We start from the raw sequence: 22,049 nt of genomic DNA on the forward strand, positions 1-22,049 counted from the left end.
CCCTCGGTTGGGGTTTGCCGGCGTGGCCCACCAGACTGTGAGGGCCGCGTGCTTCGAAAAAATCCGGAAGGCTTGACCTTCCGGATTTACAGAACGTTAATCACGCCTTAACAGATCATCCGTAAAACCCCGACCAACCTCTGCCGCCGGAGCGGACGACCGTCGTTGCGCTTCGATAGCTGCGTTACAGTAATGGATTCGCAACATGCCGCGCCAAACGCCTCTTTCTGACATCCGGAACATCGGCATCATCGCCCACGTCGATGCCGGCAAGACGACGACCACCGAGCGCATTCTGTACTACACCGGTCGTAAGCACACGATCATCGACGTGCACGAGACGAAGGACCTGAAGTCCTCGACGACGACCGACTACATGGAGCAGGAGCAGAAGCGCGGCATCACGATTCAGTCGGCTGCCGTCTCGGCCTTCTGGCGCGGCAAGAAGATCAACGTCATCGACACCCCGGGCCACGTGGACTTCACCATCGAGGTGAACCGCTCGCTCCGCGTGCTCGACGGCGCGGTCGTGGTGTTCGACGGCGTCGCCGGCGTTGAGCCGCAGTCCGAGACCAACTGGCGCCTCGCGGACAACTACAACGTCCCGCGCATGTGCTACGTCAACAAGATGGACCGTTCGGGTGCGAACTTCCGTCGTTGCGTCGACATGATCAAGACCCGCCTGGGCGCCCGTCCGCTCTGCCTGCAGGTTCCGCTGGGCTCGGAAGACAACTTCCGCGGCATGGTCGACCTGATCGAGATGAAGGCCTACGTCTGGTTCTCCGACGACAAGGACTCCAAGTGGGAGATCTGGGAGATCACCGACGATCTGGCCCAGAAGCTGAACCTGACCGTCAAGGAAGACCTCGACAACATCGAGAGCATCCCGGCGCTCCGCACCGAGCTGGTCGACACCGCTCTGGAGATGGACGAGGCCGCGATGGAGGCCTACCTGGAGTCCGGTGAGGAGCCCTCGCCGGAGGTCCTGCGCGCCTGCATCCGCAAGGGCACGATCACCAGCACCTTCACCCCGGTCCTCTGCGGCTCGTCCTACAAGAACAAGGGCGTGCAGCAGGTCCTGGACGCGGTCGTCGACTTCCTGCCGGCACCGACGGACGTCGAGGCCATCAAGACGGTGGACGAGGACGGCAACCCGAACGGCGAGCGTCTCAGCTCCGACGACGCGCCCTTCTCGGCGCTGGCCTTCAAGGTGCTGAACGACACCTACGGCTCGCTGACCTTCGTCCGCGTCTATTCGGGCGTGCTGACCAAGGGCATGTCGGTCCTGAACACGACCCGCGGCAAGCGCGAGAAGATCGGCCGCATGGTCGAGATGTTCGCCGCCCAGGCCAACCCGATCGAGGAAGCCCGCGCCGGCGACATCATCGCGCTCGTCTCCCTGCAGGAGACGGACACCGGTGACACGCTCTGCGACGCCTCGGCGCCGGTGATCCTGGAGCGCATGCGCTTCCCCGACCCCGTCATCAGCGTCTCGGTCGAGCCGAAGACCAAGGGCGAGCAGGAGAAGTTCTCCATCGCGCTGGGCAAGATGGTTCGCGCGGACCCGTCGCTGCGTCTGGAGACCGACCGTGAAACCGGCCAGACCATCCTGCGCGGCATGGGCGAGCTGCACCTGGAAGTGACGCTGGACCGCCTGCGCACGGAGTTCGGCGTGGAAGGCAACATGGGCAAGCCCCAGGTCGCCTACCGCGAGACGATCACCAAGCCGGTCGAGTACACCTACACCCACAAGAAGCAGACCGGCGGTTCGGGCCAGTTCGCCGAAGTCAAGATCATCTTCGCGCCGCTGGAGCGTGGCGAAGGCTTCGTGTTCAAGGACGAGACGGTCGGTGGCACGGTGCCGCGCGAGTACGTCCCGTCGGTCCAGAAGGGTCTGGAGATGCAGAAGGAAGAGGGCGTGCTCGCCTCCTATCCGACTGTCGACTTCAGCGCCCGCCTGGTGGACGGCAAGTACCACGACGTCGACTCGAACGCCCTGACGTTCGAAATCGCCGCCAAGGCTTGCTTCCGTGAGGCCCTCAAGCAGGCCGGCCCGATCCTGCTCGAGCCGGTCATGAAGGTCGAGGTCGTCACCCCGGACGATTACCTGGGCGACGTCATCGGCGACGTGAACCGCCGCCGCGGCACGGTGCTGGGCCAGCTCGAGCGTGGCACCAACATCGCCGTGGAGGCCCATGTGCCGCTGAACGAGATGTTCGGCTACATCGGCCAGCTCCGTGGCATGACCTCGGGCCGCGCGTCCTACTCGATGGAGTTCAGCCACTACGAGCCGGTGCCGCGCAACGTCACCGACGAGATCGTGGCGGGCCGCAGCAACAAGGCCGCCTGATACCGGGCTGCTGCATTCGGGAACGGGGGCCGGCGAAGCGATTCGCCGGCCCTTTTTCTTTGTCCGGCGGGAACTTTGCCGGAGCCACCCCGGCGGGATGAGGGATTCTTCTTGCGGCGATACGCCTTTCGGATCAGTGTTGCTGGCAGGTGACGCATCCCAGTTTTTGGGAATGACCCAGCGAATCTTCTTGCCCGTGGCCTTCCTGGCCCTTCTGCTCCTCGGCGCTTCCGGCCCCGGTTCGTGGGCTTGGGCAGGGCAGGAGGACGCGCGACTCGGTGGCTTGTTCCAGGATCTGCAGACCGCCGACGACGCGGTCGCAGCGGAGGCGGTCGAGGACCGCATCTGGGACGTCTGGCTGGAGCACCCCAACGACGACCTGATCGTGCTGATGCACCACGGCGTGCAGAGCCTGAACGCCGACCGCTACGGCGAAGCGCTGGCCGCCTTCGATCAGGTGGTCGCCGCCGATCCGACTTACGCCGAAGGCTGGAACAAGCGGGCCAACGCCGAATACATGCTGGGCGATTACGACGCCGCGGTGCGCGACATCCGCCGCGTTCTGGCGCTGGAGCCGCGGCACTTCGGGGCGCTGGCCGGGCTGGGCCTCGTCTATCTCGCGATCGACCAGCCGGCGGGCGCGTTGCGCGCTTTCGACGCCGCCCTGGCCATCAACCCGCACCTCGACCGCGTCCGCCAGCAGGCCGCCAACATCCGCCTGCGCATGGCCGGATCGGCGCTGTAATCGAGACGTGACTTAATATTCCCTCTCTGAAAATCTTTTAATCCGCCTGCAAGCCCCCCGTGACTCGGCGCCCGCTACTTTGAGGGCAACGAACAACGCATGCCAGTCACGGAGAGCAACCGATGTCCACCCCCGCCAACGCCGGACGCGCCCCGCGGTCGAGCCGGGTGCGGCGTACCATCGCCGCCGTCCTCCTCGGCACTACGGTGCTGACCGGTCCGTTCCTGATCGCCAACCATGCCACCGCCGCCGCCGCCGAAAGCGTCCTGACTCAAGGCACGCCGGGCAGCTTCGCCGATCTGGCGGCCAAGGTGTCGCCCGCCGTGGTGAACGTCTCCACCACCCAGCAGGCCAAGGCCGAGCGCGGCAACCCGCGCTTGCCCGGCTTCCCGCCGGGGTCGCCCTTCGAGGAGTTCTTCCGCCAGTTCCAGGATCAGTTCGGCCAAAACGGCGGTCCGGGCGGCGGTCCGGATGACGAGTCCGAGGGCCAGCCGCGCGGCAAGGTCGGCTCGCTCGGCTCCGGCTTCATCATCGACGCGGCCGGCTATGTGGTGACCAACAACCACGTCATCGACGGCGCCGACGAGATCAAGGTCACGCTTCAGGACGGGACGGAGCTGCCCGCGACGCTGGTCGGCCGCGACGCCAAGACCGACATCGCCCTGCTGAAGGTGAAGTCCGACAAGGCGCTGCCCGCGCTGGACTGGGGCGACAGCGACGCCGCCCGCGTCGGCGACTGGGTGATGGCGGTCGGCAACCCCTTCGGGCTGGGCGGCACGGTGACCAAGGGCATCATCTCGGCTCGCGGGCGCGACATCCACAGCGGCCCCTACGACGACTATCTCCAGCTCGACGCCGCCATCAACCGCGGCAACTCGGGCGGCCCGACCTTCACCCTGGACGGGCGGGTGATCGGCATCAACACCGCCATCTATTCGCCCAACGGCGGCTCGGTCGGCATCGGCTTCGCCATTCCCTCCAACATCGCCAAGCAGGTCGTCGCCCAATTGAGGGAGAACGGCCATGTCGAGCGCGGTTGGCTGGGCGTGAAGATCCAGGAGATCTCGCCGGAGATCGCCGAGTCGGTCGGCCTGTCCCAGCCCAAGGGCGCCCTGGTCGCCGAGGTGACCCCGGACAGCCCCGCCGCCAAGGCCGGCGTGCGTCAGGGCGACGTGATCCTGGCCTATGGCGGCAAGCCGGTGAACACCCTGCGCGACCTGACCCGCCGGGTGGCCGACACCAAGGCCGGCGACACGGTGGACATGACCGTGGTCCGCAAGGGCAAGGAGACGACCCTGACCGCCCACATCGCGCCGCTGCCCGCCGAGCAGCGCGTGGCAGCCGCGGAGGGGACCGGCCCCGCCACCGAGAGCGCGGTGGAGACCGTCAAGGGGCTGAAGCTGGCCCCGCTGGACGGCGCCGCCCGCAGCCGCCTCGGCTTGGGCGAGGGTGTCAAGGGCGTGGTCGTCACCTCGGTGTCGCCGCAGGCCGGTGACCTGCCCGTCCGCCCGGGCGACGTGATCGTCAAGGTCGGAGACCACAGCGTGACCTCCCCCGCGGAGGTGACCAAGAGTCTGCACGAGGCCGAGAAGGACGGCCGCAAGGCGGTCCTGCTGCTGGTCAACCGCGGCGGCAACGAGAGCTTCGTCCCGCTGAAGCTCGGCAAGGCGTGACGCTGGAGAACACCGGCGCCTCTCTCCCGCCGCCGGTGATGGGGCGGAGGATGTCCGCGGTGCGAGCCCCCGCTCCGCAGGCATCCTCCCCCTTGTTTTCGTTTGGCCTTCTGTCCCCGGAGGGGCGAGGCATTCGTCTTTTGACGGTCGGAAGGATGAGGTAGACTCATGCTCATGAAAGTCCTCGTCATCGAAGACGACCAACAGGCCGCTTCCTACCTCGCCAAGGGGCTGAAGGAGGCTGGGCACGTCGTGGACGTCGCCAACGACGGCAAGGAGGGGCTGTTCCTGGCCGGCTCCGAGCATTATGACGTCATGATCGTCGACCGCATGCTGCCGGGCCGCGACGGGCTGTCGCTGGTCGAGATCCTGCGCGCCACCGGCAACGACACGCCGGTGCTGTTCCTCTCCGCGCTCGGCAGCGTGGACGACCGGGTGAAGGGGCTGAAGGCCGGCGGCGACGATTACCTGACCAAGCCCTTCGCCTTCTCCGAACTGCTCGCCCGGATCGAGGTGCTGGTCCGCCGCCGCAGCGCCGCCCAGCCGCAGACCCGTCTGGCGGTCGGCGACCTGGAGTTGGACCTGCTGTCGCGCACCGTCCGGCGGGCCGGCAAGTCCATCGACCTTCTGCCGCGGGAGTTCGCCCTGCTGGAGTATCTGATGCGCAACGCCGGCAGCGTGGTGACCCGCACCATGATGCTGGAGAATGTGTGGGACTATCACTTCGACCCGCAGACCAACGTCATCGACGTGCACATCGCCCGCCTGCGCCAGAAGATCGACAAGGATTTCCCGACGCCGCTGATCCACACGGTGCGCGGCGCCGGCTACAGCCTGCGAACGCCGCAATGACGGTGCTCGCGATGGCGCCGGGAACGGTGGCGGGCGGGAGAACGTGAAGGCGGCCATTCCCACACTGCGCCTTCTGCGCACCACGCCGTTCCGGCTGGCCCTGTTGTATCTGGGCCTGTTCGTCATCTCGGTCGGGGTGATCCTGGCCGTCGTCTACCGCTCCACCGCGGGTTTTCTGGAAGAAGAGATCGGCGCCACCATCGCGTTGGAGGTCGCCGGGCTTCAGGACCAGTACCGCAGCGCCGGCCTGCGCGGGCTGGTCGATTCCGTGCGCGAGCGCAGCGGTTATTCGCACACCAACTCCATCTATCTGCTGACCACGCCGGGCGGCGTCATTCTGGCGGGCAACCTGTCGGGATGGCCCGACGCCACGGCGGGACCGGGCGGCTGGACCCACTTCAAGATTTCCGACTATGGCGGGGTGAACAACCGGCCCTCCACCGCGATGGCGGTCAGCTTCGTCCTGCCCGGCCAGTTCCGCCTGCTGGTGGGGCGCGACATGAGCGAACTGGACCAGCTCCGCGGGCGCATGGTCGTGTCGCTGCGCTGGGTCTTCGTGGTGACGGTGGTGCTGGGGCTGGGCGGCGGTCTGCTGTTGGCGCGCGGCGCCATGCACCGGATCGAGGCGATCAACCGCACCACCCATCGCATCATGGCCGGCGACCTGTCGGGCCGCGTCCCGCGCGGCGGCGGCGGCGACGAGATCGACCGGCTGGCCGGCAACCTGAACGCCATGCTGGACCAGATCGAGCGGCTGATGACCGGCATGCGGCAGGTGACCGAGAGCGTGGCGCACGACCTGCGCACGCCGCTGTCGCGCCTGCGCGCCCGCGTCGAGCTGGCGCTGATCCGCGAGACCAACGACCCGGAGGTCTACCGCGGCGTGCTGCAGGACACGATCCTGGAGGCCGACCGGCTGCTCGCCACCTTCACCGCGCTGCTCTCCATCGCCGAGGCGGAATCCGGGGCCAACCGAAAGGCGCTGGAACCGGTGCGGCTGGCCGACGTGGTCCGACTGGCCGCCGATCTCTACGAACCGGTGGCGGAGGAGAAGGGCCTGACCCTGGTCACCGACATCCGGGCGGAGCCGACGGTGCGCGGCAACGAGCAACTGCTGGCCCAGGCGGTGTCGAACCTGCTCGACAACGCCATCAAATACACGCCGGAGGGCGGGTGCATCGCGCTGCTGCTGGAGGGCGCCGAGCCGGGGCAGGCCGCCCGCATCACCGTGGCCGACAACGGTCCGGGCATCCCCGCCGGCATGCGGGAGAAGGTGCTGGAGCGCTTCGTCCGGCTGGACGCCGCGCGGGCTTCGCCGGGGAACGGGCTGGGCCTGAGCCTCGTGGACGCGGTGGCGCGGCTGCACGACGCGTCGCTGCGGTTGGACGACAACGAACCTGGGCTGCGGGTCGGCATCGTCTTCCCGCCGGACGCTGGTTGACGCTCCCCACAAGAAAAGAGCCCGCCGTTTCCGGCGGGCTTTTGAGGTGACATCAGCGAGAATGACTCCTTGGCGTCAGGCATGATATGGGGCGCCAACCATCCGCGCGCATTCGGATAAGTGTATTAGCACGAAGGTGCTAGCCGGGTGGCGGTGCAACACTTTCCTGCGGACGGCGTTTGTCATCGGACCGGCATGCCGGTGGCAACACGGCGGGAAGACACGATGGACGCGACCAGACAGGCTCCCATTCAAGTCGGGAAGCCGGCGACCGCCGGGCGGAACACCACGACCGAATTGAAGCTGTTCACCTGGAAGGTGCTGATCGCCGCGGGCGTTCTGGGAGCGCTGTTCCTGGCCTGGCGGGTGGCGGACGCGCTGCTGCTGGTCTTCGCCGGCGTGCTTATGGCGATCCTGTTCCAGCGCATGGCCGGGCTGGTGCGGCGCTACACCGGGCTGCCGCAGGGCTGGTCGCTCGGCGTCGTGCTGCTGCTGCTGGCGGGGCTGCTGGTCGGTGGCGGCTTCCTGATGGGCCAGTCGGTGGTGAGCCAGTTCGACCAGTTCTCCCAGCAGATCAGCGGGGCCGTGCAGCAGCTTCCCGGCTCGCTGCGCGACCAGATCATGGAGCAAGGGCGGGACGCCTCCTCCTGGCTGAACCGGCTGCAGACGGTCGCGTCCAGCGTGATGTTCTTTCTGGGGGATCTGCTGGTGGTGATGTTCACGGCCATCTATCTGGCGGCCTCGCCCGGCGTCTACCGGCGCGGCGTCATCCTGCTGGTGCCGCCGCGCGGCCATGAGCGCGCGCGGGAGGTCATGGACGTGATGGGGGACTCGCTGTGGAAGTGGCTGATCGGGCAGCTTTCGGCCATGGCCATCGTCGGCGTGCTGACCACCGCGGGCCTGCTTCTGCTGGGCATCCCGAGCGCTCCGGCGCTGGGCCTGCTGGCCGCGCTCCTGGAGTTCGTTCCGCTGATCGGCCCGTTCCTGGCGGCGGTCCCGGCGCTTCTCATCGGCTTCGCCCAATCCCCGCAGGACGCGCTGTGGGTGGCGCTGCTCTACCTGACGATCCAGCAGGTCGAGGGCAACGTCGTCATGCCGCTGATGCAGAAGAAGGTGGTGGACCTGCCCCCCGTCATCACCATCGCGGCCATCGCGGCGGGGGGCGTGCTGTTCGGGCTGATGGGCATGTTCCTGGCGACGCCCTTCGCGGTCGTGATGCTGGTGCTGGTCAACATGCTCTACATCGAGGACAAGCTGGGGGAGGGGCGGCACTTCCCCAGCGAGGACAAGGCGTAAGGCAGGGCTTGCTGGCTATTCTCAGACCACCTCCGCCCCGGCCTTGGTGGCGTCGGCGGCGGAGCGCAGGGGCAGTTCCTTCAGGAACAGCGTCAGCACGAAGGACACCACGGCCAGCCCGGCGGCCAGCAGGAACAGCGTCGAGAAGCCGTGCTCGAACACCGACTGGGCGGTGGTGCGGGCGGCTGGTGCCAGGTTCGACAGGGCGGACGGGCCGCGCTCCATCACCTCGCGCCCGCTGATGCCGGGCAGGCCGGCGGCGTTCAGCCGGGCCTCGACGTCGGCGGCGAAGACCGCGCCGAACACCGCCACCCCGACCGATCCGCCGAGCGAGCGGAAGAAGCCGACCGAGGCCGTGGCCGCACCGAGGTCGCGCCGGTCCACCGCGTTCTGCACGGCGACCGTCATCACCGGCATGACCAGCCCCAGCCCGATGCCCAGCGGAACCAGGATCAGCGTGGACCACAGCCCGCTCTCCGACACGGTCGGCGACAGGCCGAGCGCCAGATACATCACCGCCGCCAGCGCCAGCCCGGCCAGCGGGAAGACCTTGTAGCGGCCCGACTTGGAGATCAGCCGACCGCCGCCACCCGCGCCCAGCACCATGCCCAGCACCATCGGCAGCAGCAGGAAGCCCGACGTCGTCGCACTGGTCCCGGCGACGAGTTGCGAGCGCAGAGGCAGATAGACGATGCCGGCGAACAGCACCATGGCCGACACCGCCACCACCGGGTTGGCGACCGCCACCACCGGTTCGCGGAACAGGTGGAGCGGCAGGATCGGCTCCTCCACCCGCCGCTCGTGCCACAGGAAGACCCCGAACATCATGAGGCCCAGGACGCACAGGCCGAGGATCGTCGGGGAGGTCCAGGGCAGGGCGACCCCGGCGCGCGACACCACGAACAGCAGGGAGGTCACCGTGCCCATCAGCAGCGCCGCCCCCAGATAGTCGATGGTCGGCTTCGCCCGTCCCGCCGGCAGGCGGTCCAGCGCCCGGCTGGTCATCATCAGCGCCGCCGCCCCCAGCGGCAGGTTGATGAGGAAGATCCAGTGCCAGCTCAGCCGTTCCGTGAAGACGCCGCCCAGCAGCGGCCCGGCCACGCTGGACAGGGCGAAGATGCCGCCGATGTAGCCCTGGTAACGCCCGCGCTCGCGCGGGGCCACCACGTCGCCGATGATGGTGAAGGCCAGAGCCATCAGGCCGCCACCGCCCAGACCCTGGATGCCGCGGAACAGGATGAGCTGCCCCATGCTCTGCGCCAGCGCGCACAGCACCGACCCGATCAGGAACAGGAAGATCGCCACCTGGAGCACCCGCTTGCGCCCGTAGAGGTCGCTCAGCTTCCCGTAGATCGGCGTGGTGGAGGTCGAGGCCAGCAGATAGGCGGTGACCACCCAGGGCAGATTCTCCAGGCTTCCCAGGTCGTGAGCCATGGTCGGCAGGGCCGTCGCGACGATGGTCTGGTCCATCGCCGCCATCAGCATGGCGAGCGCCACCCCGCTGAACACCCGCATGATTTCGCGGTGGGTGAAGACGGCGTGGTCGTTGGAGGCGTCGGTCATGGTCTCGGTTCAGGCCGGAATGAACGGTGGGGCGTACCATAGCCCCCGGGACGTTCCGCGCAAGGACTCCGCCGCGGATGGCTGCTAATCTCCCCGCCCACCTTCCGGAATAGTCGCCGTAACCCTCCATGCTGACCGTGCGCAACCTGTCCACGACCGTGCTGAAGCCCGCCACCTTCCGATTGGAGACCGGCGAGTGCGTGGCCGTGCAGGGAAAGTCCGGATCGGGGAAATCCGTGCTTCTGCGCGCCCTGGCCGACCTCGATCCGTCGACCGGAGAGGTGCGGTTGAACGGCGCCCTGCGGGAGGAGGTGCCCGCTCCGCTCTGGCGCCGCCGGGTGACTTACGTCGCCGCCGAGTCGGGCTGGTGGGAGGACCGGGTGGGCGCCCACTTCGCGCGGCCGGACCGCGCCGCCGCGCTCGCCGGGGCGCTGGGCCTGCCGGGGGAGGTGATGGACTGGCCGGTCGCCCGCCTGTCCACCGGGGAGCGGCAACGGCTGGCGCTGGTCCGCGCGCTGGTCCAGGGGCCGGAGGTGCTTCTGCTCGACGAGCCGACCGGCCCGCTGGACGCCGAGGCGACGGAGCGGGTGGAGGCGCTGCTGCGCGCCGAACTGGCCCGCGGGGCGGGGGTGCTGATCGTCACCCATTCGCCGGAACAGGCCGTCCGCTTGGCCCGGCGGCATCTGCACGTCGCGGACGGCGTGGTGACGGAGGGGTAGGGCGATGCTGGTGACCCTGCATTACGCCGACCTCGCCATGGCGGCGCTGCTTCTGCTGGTCAACGGCGGCCTGTCCACGGCGCTGGCGCTCGGGCTGGCGCGGCCGCTGCTGGTGGCGGCGCTGCGGATGGTGGTGCAGCTGTCGCTGGTCGGGCTGGTGCTGACCCGGCTGTTCGCCCTGGAGTCGCCCTGGCTGACCCTGGGGGCGGCGCTGGTCATGCTGCTGTTCGCCGGCCAGGAGACGATGGCCCGGCAGGAGCGCCGGTTGGCCGGCTGGTGGTCCTATGGCATCGGCACCGGGGCGATGGGGGCGGCGGCGGGGATCGTCCTGCTGCTGGGCCTGTCCACCGCGGTGCGGCCCGACCCCTGGTGGGACGCGCGCTACGCCATTCCGATGCTGGGCATGGTGCTGGGCAACGCGATGAGCGGGGTGGGGCTGGCCCTCCACACGCTGACCGCGACGGCGGCGCGGGAGCGGGCCGCCATCGAGGCGCAGCTTGCGCTCGGTTGCACCCGCTGGACGGCCCTGCGGCCCATTCTGCGCCACGCGCTGCGCACCGCGCTGATGCCGACGATCAACAGCATGGCGGCCATGGGGGTGGTGGCTCTGCCCGGCATGATGACCGGCCAGATCCTCTCCGGCGTCGATCCGGGAGAGGCGGTGAAGTACCAGATCCTCATCATGTTCCTGATCTCCGGCGCGACCGGGCTGGGCGTGCTGGCGGCCTCGCTGGCGACGGTGCGTCGGCTCAGCGACCGGCGGCACCGGCTGCGGCTCGACCGGCTGGTGCGGCGGAGGCAAGCGTAAGGAACCCGGACGGGACCGCCACCGTTGAACACCGATTGGTGTTCACCAACGACGGCGGGGAGCGGGTCATGGCGCACATCGTGGAAATCCGGAACGGCGCGATCATCGGCAACGACGAGCCCACCGACGAGTATCTGCCCGTCGGAACCCACATCGCCCAAGCCGACGGCTTTTATGTGAGCTTCGGCATGGATGTGGAAGGTCCCTATGCCCGCAACGAGGCCGAGGAGCGGTTGAACCACCTGAAACGCGCCACCCAGGCGGATTTGGAGCGTCCGTAAGGCTGCTGACCTTGCCCCCTCCCTAACCCTCCCCTGCGTCAGCGGGGGAGGGCCGGGGTGGGGGCAAGGTTTTCCGCTACGTCGCCTCCGTCTCCGCGTCGCGGTGCTCCAGGCTGGCGCGTACGGTGCGGCGCAGGTCGTCGGGTTGGATGGGCTTGTGCAGCAGGGCGCATTGCGCACCGGCGGCCTCGCGCAGCCGGTCGGAGGAGGTGTCGCCCGTCAGCAGCACCCCCGGCAGGTCGGGACCGAAGCGGCGGCGCAGCGTGTCCATCAGCATCAGCCCGGTGTCGCCGTCCGGCAGGCGGTAATCGGTCAGCACGAGGTCGGGCACCAGCGTGCCGTCCACCATCTCCAACGCTTCCGCAACCGAGCCGGCCTCGGTCACCCGGTAGCCCCAGCCGTCCAGCATCAGGGCCAGCGCCATGCGGATCACCGCATCGTCCTCGACCAGCAGGACGGAGGCGTCGCCGTCCGCCTCGCCGCTTCCCGAGGCGGAGTCGTCCGGCGAATCGCCGCAGTGCCGCTGGTCGAGAATGGCCGCCTGCGGCAGGGTGACGGCGAAGCAGGACCCCTTGCCCGCCGTCGAGGTCACTTCGATCGTGCCGCCCAGCATATGGACGAGGCGCCGCGCGATGCTGAGCCCCATGCCCAGCCCCTCCCGCCGGTCGCGGGCGGCGTTGCCGATCTGGTAGAAGTCCTGGAAGATCCGGTCGAGCTGGTTCTCCGGAATGCCGATGCCGGTGTCCCACACCTCGAACCGCAGGGCGCCGCCGCGCCGCCGCGCCCCGAACAGCACCCGGCCTTGCCGCGTGTAGCGGATGGCGTTGGTCAGCAGGTTGCGCAGCACCCGTTCCAGCAGTCCGCCGTCGGTGCAGGCGCCCAGCCGCACCGGCACGGTGCGCAGCGTCAGGCCGGAGGAGGCGGCGACCGCCCGGAACTCCCCGTGCAGGCGCTCCATGATCGCCCCCACCTCCACCGGCGTGCTGTGGGGAGTGATGAGACCGGCCTCCAGCTTGGAGATGTCCAGCAGGCAGTCGAGCAGCCCGCCGAGCGAGGCCACCGTGTCGCGGAGCTGGGTGGCGATGCGCCGCGCGTCTTCCGGGATCGGCTCCTTCAGCAGCAGGCCGGACAGCAGGGTCAAAGCCTGGGCCGGCTGGCGCAGGTCGTGGCTGGCCGCCGCCATGAAGCGCTCCTTGGCGTCCAGCGCCACGTTCAGGTCGCGTTCCATCGACTTGATGGCGGAGATGTCGGTGACGCTGGACACCACAGCCTCGGGCTGTCCGTCCGCACCCGGCACCGGATGGCTGGAGACGCGCAGCCAACGGGTGGGGGCCGCCGCCTCGTCGCCCTCGGCGATGCCGACGATCTGTTCGACGACCGGCCTCCCGCTGTCCACCGCCTTGGCGGCGGGCGGCAGTCCGGTCAGCCGGGCGCCGTCGGCGCCGATGAAGCGCCGCCGGGCCGCGCGGCCCGCCCGGTCGCCCGGCTTGCGGCTTTCGAAAGGGCGGGCAAGGGGATCGAGCAGCACGCCCGTCGGCCCGGTCATCAGCCGTTCCGCCATGGCGTTGGCGACCATCACCGTGCCGTCCACCGACCGCATGACCAGTCCTTCGGACAGCGATTGGACCAGCGTGCGGTGCCGCCGCTCGCTCTCCGCCAGCGCCTGTTCCGCGGCGCGGCGGGCGGTCACGTCGCGGAAGGCCACCACCGCTCCGGTGATCGCCCCGTTCTGGAGGATCGGGGAGACGGTCAGCTCCGCCACGAAATCGCCGGCGCCTTGGCGGCGGAGGCGTCCGTCGGTCACCTGCCGGACCAGCCCGTCGGCCAGCGACAGCGTCAAGGCGCGCCGGCTTTCCTCCTCCTCGTCGCCGCCGATCAGCGTGGCGAAGGCGCGGCCGACCAGATCGCTGGCGCCGAAGCCGGTCATCGACTGGGCTGCGGCGTTCACGAAGGTGACGGCGCCGCGCGCGTCCAGGCCGCAGATGCCGTCGGCCACCGCCTGGAGGATGTGGTGGTAGGCGGCGCGGGTGCGTTCCGCCTCGTCGCGGGCGTCCTGAAGCTCGCTGACCCAGGCGTTGCGTTCCGTCACGTCGGTGATGGTCAGCAGGACGTCGCCCTTGTCGACCCCGTCCGGCCCGGCCTCCAGCTCGACGACCCGGGCGTCGGTCAGCCCGTCGATGGCGCTGTGGGCGCCGACGAAGGTGTATTCCTGCCGCGTCCACTGCCCGGAGTCGCGCAGCCGGGCCAGCGCCGTGAACAGGCGCCCATGGTCCAGCGACTCGACCATCAGGGTCAGCGGGCGGCCCTTCAGCCGGCGGAGCGGCAGGCCGAACTGCCGCTCGGCGGCGGCGTTGGCCTCGCAGATGATGCCCGCGGCGTTGACGGTGAAGCAGGCCAGCGGCACCGACTGGAAGAGCTGGAGATACTGGATGCGCGAGGCTTCCAGCGCCTGCTGGGCGGTGCGCAGTTCCTCGTTCTGGATCTCCAGCTCGGCCTGATGGACGTACAGCTCGTGCAGGACTTCCTTGAGCGTGGTCGCCGAGACCTCCGCCCCTTCAAAGCCGCCCGAGTTGAGTGCCTGTTCCGCGCGCTTGCGAAGCCGTTCGTTGCGGAATCCGTTCACGCCGCGCCTCCGGTCGCGGGATCCTTGACTGTGGATGCCCCGGATTTTTTCTGACCGTTCCGCCGTCCGCTCGCGCGCAGTTCCATCCGCTTCCGGTTGGTGATGTCGATGTGGCTGACCACCGCTCCCCCTGACAATCCGGCCAGACGGCAGGCGTGCATCATGAACCAGCGCTCCTCCTTGTCGGAGTGACAAGGGTATTCGATGGTGAACTGCTCGATGTCGCCGGACAGAATCCGACGCAGCCCGTCGTTCACGGCACGGGCGATGTCTTCGCCTTCGGTTCCTTCCTCGGCGTTGCACACATCAAGATAATTGGTGCCCGGCCCGCAACGTTCCAGCGCCGGGGCGCCGTTCCTTTCGCCGAACACGCGCCAGGCGTGGTTGACCATGGTGATGGCGCCATCGGAACCGATGACCGCCACATGCTCCGGCAGGCTGTCCAGCACCGTCTGGAGCCGGTGCTCCGCGGCCTTGGCGGCGGTGACGTCCACGAAGGTGACGACCACCCCGGCCACCTGGTTCTTCTCGGTCAGGTAGGGAAGGATCCGCGTCTGGATCCAGCGGTCGCCGCGCACCGGGACGTGGCGTTCCACCGGCTTGTGGTCGTGGAAGACCCGTTCGATGTCCTTGAGGAAGTCCGGATAGTCGATGTTGGTCGACAGGTGCGAGATCGACCGCCCGACGTCGCGCGGGATGATGTTGATGAAGCGTGCCGCCGCCGGGGTGAAGCGCCGGATCACCATGCCGCTGTCCAGGAAGACCGTGCCGATCTCGGTCGAGCGCAGCAGGTTGTCCAGGTCGTTGGTGACCTCCGTCAGCTCCTCCACCTTTGCCTGGTATTCGGCGTTGACGGAGTACAGCTCTTCGTTGACGGACTGCAACTCCTCGTTGGTGCTCTGCAATTCTTCATTGGAGGCGAGAAGCTCCTCGTTGGTCGCCTGCAGCTCCTCGTTGGCGGTCTCCAGCTCCTCGATGGTGGCCTGGAGATTTTCGCCGCGGGAAACCAACTCCTGCTCCAGCCCACGGATGCGCTCCGCGGTGTCGGTGTCGAAGTCGAAGTCGCTGTCCGGCAAGGCCAGCGCCGGGGCGCTGGGGTCGAGCACGATCAGCGCGAAACGCCGGCCGGTCTTGCGGGCGACGAAGGGCTTGACGCGCAGGCTGACGGCGGGAAGCCCCTCGCGGTCCTTCACCGGGATGTTCGACAGGGCGAATTCCTCGCCGGAGCGGAAGGCCCGCGTCAGCGCGGTTCCCACCACCATGGAAACCGAGGAGGGCAGAAGTTTCAGCGCGTTCAGCGTGGCCTCGCCCGGCGGCACCTTCAGGATGGCCGACGCCTCGCCGAACACGTGCATGATGTTCATCTGCTCGTTGACCAGCAGGCTGGGCGGCACATAGGCCCGCATCAGGGTCGAGATCGCCTCGTCGATGGCGGCCCCTTCCTCCTGCGCCTGCGACATGGTCTCGTCGCCATGGCGGTGCGCCGGGGCGGCGACGGTGGGGACGAGCAGCCGCGACAGCCGGTGGGTGCCGGTGCGCAGGCTTTGGAACAGCTTGTTCCGGCTGTCCAGGACCTGGAACTCCGCCGACAGGTCGCCCAGCGTCTCGCTGGTGCCCAGGAACAGGAAGCCGCTCTGCCGCAGCGCGTACTGGAACAGGCTGAGCACCTTCCGCTGGAGCGGCGAGTCCATGTAGATCAGCAGGTTTCGGCAGCTCACCAGATCAATCTTGGTGAAGGGCGGATCGCGCATGATGTTGTGGGCGGCGAAAACCACCATGCGTCGGATGTCGCGCGACACCAGATAATGATCGCCGCGGGCGATGAAGTAGCGGGTCAGCCGCTCTTGCGACACGTCCTCCGCGATGGAGCGCGGGTATTCGCCCAGGCTGGCGATCTCGATGCTGTCCTGGTCGATGTCGGTGGCAAAGATCTTGACGTCGAAGGACCGTCCCATCCGCTCCTGCGCCTCGGCGAACAGGATGGCGATGGAATAGGCTTCTTCACCCGTGGCGCAGCCGCAGACCCAGACGCGCACCATGTCGGTGGGGCTGCGCTTGGCCAGCAGGGTGGGGATCACCTTGTCGGCGAGCGAGGCGAAGGCCCCCTCGTCGCGGAAGAACCGCGTGACGCCGATCAGCATCTCCTTGTAGAGGCTGACCGTTTCGGCGCTGTTGCGGCGGAGCAGGGCGGCGTAGTCGCTCATCGAATCGAGGCCGGCGGTGTGCATCCGCCGTTCGATCCGGCGCAGCAGGGTCGCCAGCTTGTAATGCGAGAAATCCACGCCGGTGACGGAGCGGATGGCCGCGACGATCTGCGCCAGCGGGTCGTTGTCGCGGTCCTGCGGCTTGGCCGGGACGGGCAGGTTGCGGGACAGCACCCGGCCGGCGTGCTCGATCAGGCAGCCCGGCAGCTTGTCCGGCGTCTTCACGGCGTCCACCTGCCCGGTGGCGATCGCGCTGCGCGGCATGCCGTCGAACTGCGCCGATTCGGGGTCCTGCGCCGCGGCGAAGCCGCCCGCCGACTTGATCGCCAGCAGGCCGCGCGTGCCGTCCGACCCGGTGCCGGACAGCACCACGCCCAGCGCCCGCGGCCCCTGGTCCTTGGCCAGAGCGGTGAAGAAGATGTCGATGGGCAGGCTCATGCCCCCGGCGGCGTCCTTGGCGGTCAGGATCAGCCGCCCGTCCTCGATGGACAGATGCTTGGCGGGGGGCAGCAGATAGACGGTGTTGCGCTCCACCGCCATGCCATCCGCGGCCTGCACCACCGACATGGCGGTGTGCTTGGCCAGCAGATCGACCATCAGGCTCTTGTGGACCGGCGACAGATGCTGGACCACCACATAGGCGAGGTCGCTCTCCCCCGGCACATTGTCGAAAAAGCGCTGGAGCGCTTCCAGCCCGCCGGCGGAGGCGCCGATGCCGACGATGCAGCAGACCCGATCCCGGCCTTCCGGATAGGGACCATAGACGGAAACCGTGTGCTCACCCTCGTCGGGTGGCATGGGCGCGTCGGCGATGGGGTGATCGTTGTCTTCTGGTTCCACGGAGCACTTCGGGTCTGCGGGAGTAAAAGACGGCCTTCCAAATTATTCGCCGTCTGCCTGTGACATTCAAACCCTCCCTCGCACGGCGCCTTTCCTTATCCGTACGCGCCGGCGGTTTTGAAACGGCGAAGGGTCTAGCGGCTATATAGGAAGCATCCATGCCAGTCAATCCGGACAATCCCTCCTTTGAAGGGACGTACCGCGCCGGCTTTCCAAAGATCCGGCGTGGCGTGGGAACCTGTACTGTCCTTGACGTTGCGCATATGACTAATGGGTTTTTGGCCACGCATTGAACAATGTTCGATTTCGGCTTTCAAAGCTCGCCGAGCCGAGACTTTCGAATGTGTCGCGATTTTCCATATTCGTTTATTTCCAATGTCCTGACTTCGGTTGCGCGAACTCATTGTGTTGCGGTGCCTCGTTCCTTTTTTCGAGAGCTACGTTTCATGGCCGGGTTGAAAGATAAAAATCGATGGGATTTGCCACCAGCGCACAGCTTACCCAGAACGTATGATGTGATACGGGCACAACACTGTGCAGGATCTGTTGCCTCGTTCGCTTATGTCGCTTTACGCGATTGGCGCTTTGCGCAATCTTTAATCCGTAGCCACTAATCATGAGAAACGTAGGAAAGGAGTGCGCCAGATGGAGCGCGAGGACGAATGTGCTCTCGACCGATATATCGCGGCGATTCCGCTTAATCTGAGAGTAGTGGCCAGGGCTGCTTACGAGGAGCTGTCGAACAATCCCTTCCTGCCGGTCTTTTCGAAGGACGAAATCGCGCGGTTGGTCTGCTCACCGGGATTTCAGAGTTACTTGGAAAGTGAGAACCGGACCAGCGCCGGTTCGCTGATGATGCTCTGTTCGGCGGGGCTTGCGACGCGGCATTGACGACGCACTTGTGACGAGGCGCAGCCGTCACGACGCAACGCAGCCACTCTCCTGCAGGCCGGCGGTTGTTCCGCCGGCCTGAACTTTATCCGAGAGTCCTACCGTTCGAGGCCCAGCGGCGGCATGCGCGCCTCCACCGCGCCGCCGCGGGCCGCCTTCACCAGCGGCGCCAATTCGGCCAGCGCCGGGCGCAGCCCGGCCAGCACCGCCACGGCTTCCACCAGATCGCCCTTGCCCGAGGCGAGGTCGAGGATTTCCCGGATGAGCGGCTTCGGGCGGGGGTAGCTGGTCACGGTGACGGGGGAGTCCGGCGCCAGTTTGGCCGCCTGCTTGGCGAGCGTCAGCGCGGTGGCGACTCCGCCCAGCTCGTCGATCAGGCCGAGATTTTTGGCTTGGGCGCCGGTCCACACGCGGCCCTTGGCGGCGTCCCTGGCCTGTTCGGGGGTGAGGTGCCTGGCCTCCGCGACGCGGGACAGGAAGGTGGAATAGCTGCTGTCGATGATCGCGTTCAGCCGCTCCTCCCCGGCGGGGCCGAAGGGGCGGAAGGGCGACCACAGGCCGGCGTTGGGGGCGGTGTCGAGGACGCCCCAATGCACGCCCAGCCGCTCCGACAGGCCGGCGACCGACATCTTGCCGGCGACCACGCCGATGGAGCCGGTCACGGTGGCGGGGGAGGCGACGATGCGGTCGGCGGCCAGCGCGATCCAATAGCCGCCGGATGCCGCCGTGCCGCCCATGGTGGCGATCACCGGCTTGCCCGACTGTCGGGCCTTGACCAGCGCGCGGCGGATGGTTTCGGACGCGGTCACGCTGCCGCCGCCGCTGTCGATGCGGAACAGGATGGCCTTGACGTCGGGATCGTCGACCGCGTCCTCGATGGCCTCCACGATGGTTTCCGACCCGGCGGTGACCTCGCCCAGACCGGGCTTGCCGCTGTCGCCGCCGGTGATGGTGCCGGTGGCGTGGATCAGGGCGATGGTCGGGCCGCCGCGGTTGGGCGGGCCGGCGACGTCCAGATAGTCCGCCGCCTCCATGGTGTCGGCGCCGGGCGCGGCCCCGGCGCGGCGCAGCGCCTCCTCCCGCGCTTCGTCGGCGTAGCCCAGCCGGTCGACCAGCTTGGCGTCCATCGCCTCGCGGTCGATCAGGGGGGCACGGTCCATCGCCGCCTTGACGGCGGCGGGGGGGAGGCGGCGGCTCACCGCCACCCCGTCGACGATCTGGTTGGTCAGGTCGCCGAGCAGCGCTTCCATCATCTCGCGGTGGGCGGGCGTGAAGTCCGTCCGCATGACGCTGTCGGCGAGGCTCTTGTACTCCTCGCGCTGGAAGACCTGCGGCTGGATGTCCAGCTTCTCCAGAGCGCCGCGGGCGAAGGGGATCTGGGCCGACAGGCCGGTCAGGCCGAGCAACCCCAGCGGCTGCATCCACACCTCGTCGAAGGCGCTGGCCAGCAGGTAGGAGCGGTTGCCCGCCCCGGTGTCGCCGTAGGATTCGGCGAAGGCGATGGCGAAGCGGCCCGACGCGCGGAACCGCTCCACCGCCGCCCGCAGTTCCTGCACCTGGGCGAAGCTGGCACCGTCCCCGCCGAAGTGGGCGAGAACGCCCTTCACCCGCGGGTCGCCGCGCCCCCGCTCCAGCGCGTCCAGCACTTCCTGGAAGGTCGTCTCATGGCCGAGGACGCTGCCCAGCCGGTCCACGCTCCCTTCGGCCAGCGGGTCGCGAAGGTCCAGTTCCAGCACGACGGTGTCGGGCAGGGAGGGCTCATGCCGAACCGCCAGGACGATCCCGGTGACCACGGCGGCCACCACGAGGAAGCCGATGAGGGCGAACAGGCGGACAAAGAACCTCAGCATCCGGGTGGCTCCGGTGGTTGCGCGGCGTCAGCGGTCCAGTTTGTGGTAGTCGCGGTTCGGCAGCATGTCCACCGCGGAGGCGACGCGGTTCGACATGTTGTAGAAGCCGGCGGTGTCGGCGATGTCGAAGATCTCCTCCTCGCCGAAGCCGGCATCGCGCAGCGCCTGCCGGTCCGGCTCGCCCATGGTCCAGGGCTCCTTGGTGAGCTTCCACGCGAAATCGAGCATGGCGCGCTGGCGCGGCTCCAGCTTGGCGGCACGGTAGTTGAAGGCGAGCATCTCGCCCAACTCCGGATCGCCGGACAGCTTGCGCACCGCCTGCCCATGGGCGACGAGGCAGTAGTAGCAGTGGTTGGCGGAGGACACGACCACGGCGATCATCTCCCGCTCCAGCTTGGACAGTCCGCTCTCGCCGACCATCAGCTCGTTGTAGAGCTGGGCGAAGGTGCGCAGCTTCTTCGGGCGCAGGCTGTAGGCGCGCAGCACGTTGGGGACGAAGCCCAGCTTCTCCTCGCATTTGGCGAAGAGCGCCGCCATCTCCGGGTCGAGGTCGGGCGTCTCGGGAACGGGCAGGGCCATGACGTGATCGGGCTGCGGCATCGCGGTGCTCTCCTCCGGTGTGTCTGCGTCGTTGCGGTCGATGCTGTTTTGGCCGACAGGGTAGCCGGGCGGAGACGCTTCGCAAAGCCCCACCTCCGGTCAGGGCGGTCCAGGCGCTTCACCATGGGTTGCAATCCTGCCTTTCATGCGTTGTCTCTCGCCAAGCCGCCATTGCTCGTGCGAAGAGTTCATCTCCTTGCAACGCAGTGGTTCGACCGATGAACGATTCGGGAGGCAAAGGCGCGCCCAAGCTTGGCCTCCTCTCGATTCTGGTGGTCGAGGACAGCGCCTTCATCCGCAATGTGCTGACCGCCACCCTGCGCACCATCGGCGTCGGCGCGGTTCATGCCGAGCCGGGTGGGGCGGAAGCCATCCGCTTCCTGGAAGAGCGGCGGGCGGCCTTGCCGCCCGGCACGGCGCCGGTGGACGTGATCATCTCCGATCTGGTGATGCCGGAGGTGGATGGGCTGATGCTGCTGCGCTGGCTGCGCTGCAGTCCGAAGTCGCCGGACCGCTTCCTGCCCGTGCTGATGCTGTCCGGCGCCGCCGACCGCCATTACGTGGAGCAGGCGCGCGACCTGGGCGCCACCGACTTCATCGCCAAGCCCTTTTCCGCCGCCACCATCGCCAGCCGCCTGCTGACCGCCATCGCCCGGCCGCGGCGCTTCGTGCTCGCCAAGGGCTATTTCGGGCCGGACCGGCGGCGGACGCAGCGACCCGTGGCGATGGACTGCCGGATGACGGGCCCCGGCGAGGTCCTGGTGGTGCACAGCAAGTCCAAGGCGATGGGCATCGACCGCTTTCCGGTCGTCCATTTCGATTTGCCCAACCGGTTGGGTGCCAAGATGGGCATCGCGCCGAAGGATCCCGTCCCGACCCTGCCCGACGAGGTTCTGGCGGCGGCGGAGGCGGAGATCCAGAACCGGGCGGGCGATTACGCCACCTGGATCGCCGGTGAGGTGGACGAGCTGGCCCGCCGCGTCGACCGGCTGCGCGAGGACGCCGCCGCGGTCCCGGCGCTGATGGCGCAGATCAACCGCTCCGCTCACGAGATGCGCGGGCAGGGCGGCATTTTCGGCTATCCGCTGATCACCCGAATCGCCAAGTCGCTCTATGAGGCGACGCACGGCAGCTTTCCCGCCGTCACCGGCAATGAGCGCTTGCTGCTGAAGGCCCATGTGGACGCCATCAAGGCGGTGATGGCCGGTCGGATCAGCGGCGACGGCGGGGCCATCGGCCAGCAGCTTCTCGCCTCGCTGGACCGCGCCAAGAAGAAGTACGCCAAGCCGGAGAGCGAGGGCGATCCGGCCTGA

General features: G+C 68.3%; 16 protein-coding genes. 11 read left to right on the forward strand and 5 right to left on the reverse strand.

Features of this window, described 5'->3' with window-relative positions:
- Positions 1–205 precede the first annotated feature (205 nt).
- From fusA to H0B54_RS09010, 6 genes are all read left to right on the forward strand, one after another.
- The gene (gene fusA, locus H0B54_RS08985; RefSeq protein WP_188260010.1) at positions 206–2,350 is read left to right on the forward strand and encodes an elongation factor G; all 2,145 of its coding nucleotides are present in this window, start codon (positions 206–208) and stop codon (positions 2,348–2,350) included.
- A gap of 283 nt (positions 2,351–2,633) precedes the next feature.
- Entirely contained in the window at positions 2,634–3,095 is a 462-nt protein-coding gene (locus tag H0B54_RS08990) for a tetratricopeptide repeat protein (RefSeq protein ID WP_246472416.1), read from the forward strand.
- 122 nt (positions 3,096–3,217) lie between these two features.
- The gene (locus tag H0B54_RS08995) at positions 3,218–4,768 is read left to right on the forward strand and encodes a DegQ family serine endoprotease (RefSeq protein WP_188260012.1); all 1,551 of its coding nucleotides are present in this window, start codon (positions 3,218–3,220) and stop codon (positions 4,766–4,768) included.
- 174 nt (positions 4,769–4,942) lie between these two features.
- Positions 4,943–5,620: a winged helix-turn-helix domain-containing protein gene (locus H0B54_RS09000; RefSeq protein WP_188260079.1), complete on the forward strand. Its 678-nt coding sequence runs from the start codon at positions 4,943–4,945 to the stop codon at positions 5,618–5,620.
- A gap of 43 nt (positions 5,621–5,663) precedes the next feature.
- Complete coding sequence (locus H0B54_RS09005) at positions 5,664–7,061, forward strand: ATP-binding protein (RefSeq protein ID WP_188260013.1); 1,398 nt, start codon at positions 5,664–5,666, stop codon at positions 7,059–7,061.
- A 225-nt stretch (positions 7,062–7,286) separates the two neighbouring features.
- Positions 7,287–8,357: an AI-2E family transporter gene (locus H0B54_RS09010; protein ID WP_188260014.1), complete on the forward strand. Its 1,071-nt coding sequence runs from the start codon at positions 7,287–7,289 to the stop codon at positions 8,355–8,357.
- A gap of 21 nt (positions 8,358–8,378) precedes the next feature.
- Here H0B54_RS09010 and H0B54_RS09015 read toward each other — a convergent pair whose 3' ends face one another.
- On the reverse strand, positions 8,379–9,920 hold the full coding sequence (locus H0B54_RS09015; protein ID WP_188260015.1) for an MDR family MFS transporter: 1,542 nt from the start codon (positions 9,918–9,920) through the stop codon (positions 8,379–8,381).
- Between the two features lie 128 nt (positions 9,921–10,048).
- Between H0B54_RS09015 and H0B54_RS09020 the strand changes: the two genes are divergently transcribed.
- From H0B54_RS09020 to H0B54_RS09030, 3 genes are all read left to right on the forward strand, one after another.
- Positions 10,049–10,639, forward strand: coding sequence for an ABC transporter ATP-binding protein (locus tag H0B54_RS09020; protein ID WP_188260016.1), 591 nt, complete (start codon positions 10,049–10,051; stop codon positions 10,637–10,639).
- A gap of 4 nt (positions 10,640–10,643) precedes the next feature.
- A complete protein-coding gene (locus tag H0B54_RS09025; protein WP_188260017.1) occupies positions 10,644–11,447 on the forward strand; it encodes an ABC transporter permease in 804 nt (267 codons plus the stop codon).
- 68 nt (positions 11,448–11,515) lie between these two features.
- Positions 11,516–11,728 carry a hypothetical protein gene (locus tag H0B54_RS09030; RefSeq protein ID WP_143271883.1) on the forward strand — a complete coding sequence of 71 codons (213 nt, stop codon included), beginning with the start codon at positions 11,516–11,518 and terminating at the stop codon, positions 11,726–11,728.
- A 76-nt stretch (positions 11,729–11,804) separates the two neighbouring features.
- Here H0B54_RS09030 and H0B54_RS09035 read toward each other — a convergent pair whose 3' ends face one another.
- Both H0B54_RS09035 and H0B54_RS09040 read right to left on the reverse strand, forming a co-directional pair.
- Positions 11,805–14,351, reverse strand: coding sequence for a PAS domain S-box protein (locus H0B54_RS09035; protein ID WP_188260018.1), 2,547 nt, complete (start codon positions 14,349–14,351; stop codon positions 11,805–11,807).
- Positions 14,348–17,395 (reverse strand): chemotaxis protein CheB, encoded by a 3,048-nt coding sequence (locus H0B54_RS09040; RefSeq protein WP_188260019.1) that lies wholly within the window; start codon positions 17,393–17,395, stop codon positions 14,348–14,350. The genes H0B54_RS09035 and H0B54_RS09040 overlap by 4 nt, the downstream gene beginning before the upstream one ends.
- Before the next feature lie 645 nt (positions 17,396–18,040).
- On the opposite strand from H0B54_RS09040, the gene H0B54_RS09045 reads away from it, so the two are divergent.
- Positions 18,041–18,286, forward strand: a complete 246-nt coding sequence (locus H0B54_RS09045; protein WP_094302927.1) for a hypothetical protein — start codon at positions 18,041–18,043, stop codon at positions 18,284–18,286.
- A gap of 98 nt (positions 18,287–18,384) precedes the next feature.
- Here the strand turns inward: H0B54_RS09045 and sppA are convergent, their stop codons facing one another.
- Both sppA and H0B54_RS09055 read right to left on the reverse strand, forming a co-directional pair.
- Positions 18,385–20,136 (reverse strand): signal peptide peptidase SppA, encoded by a 1,752-nt coding sequence (gene sppA / locus H0B54_RS09050; RefSeq protein ID WP_188260020.1) that lies wholly within the window; start codon positions 20,134–20,136, stop codon positions 18,385–18,387.
- Positions 20,137–20,163: 27 nt separating this feature from the next.
- Complete coding sequence (locus H0B54_RS09055; RefSeq protein ID WP_094302925.1) at positions 20,164–20,736, reverse strand: peroxidase-related enzyme; 573 nt, start codon at positions 20,734–20,736, stop codon at positions 20,164–20,166.
- Between the two features lie 218 nt (positions 20,737–20,954).
- Here H0B54_RS09055 and H0B54_RS09060 point away from each other — a divergent pair, with 218 nt between their 5' ends.
- The gene (locus tag H0B54_RS09060) at positions 20,955–22,049 is read left to right on the forward strand and encodes a response regulator (protein WP_188260021.1); all 1,095 of its coding nucleotides are present in this window, start codon (positions 20,955–20,957) and stop codon (positions 22,047–22,049) included.

Source organism: Azospirillum tabaci (genome assembly GCF_014596085.1).
Lineage (GTDB): Bacteria > Pseudomonadota > Alphaproteobacteria > Azospirillales > Azospirillaceae > Azospirillum > Azospirillum tabaci.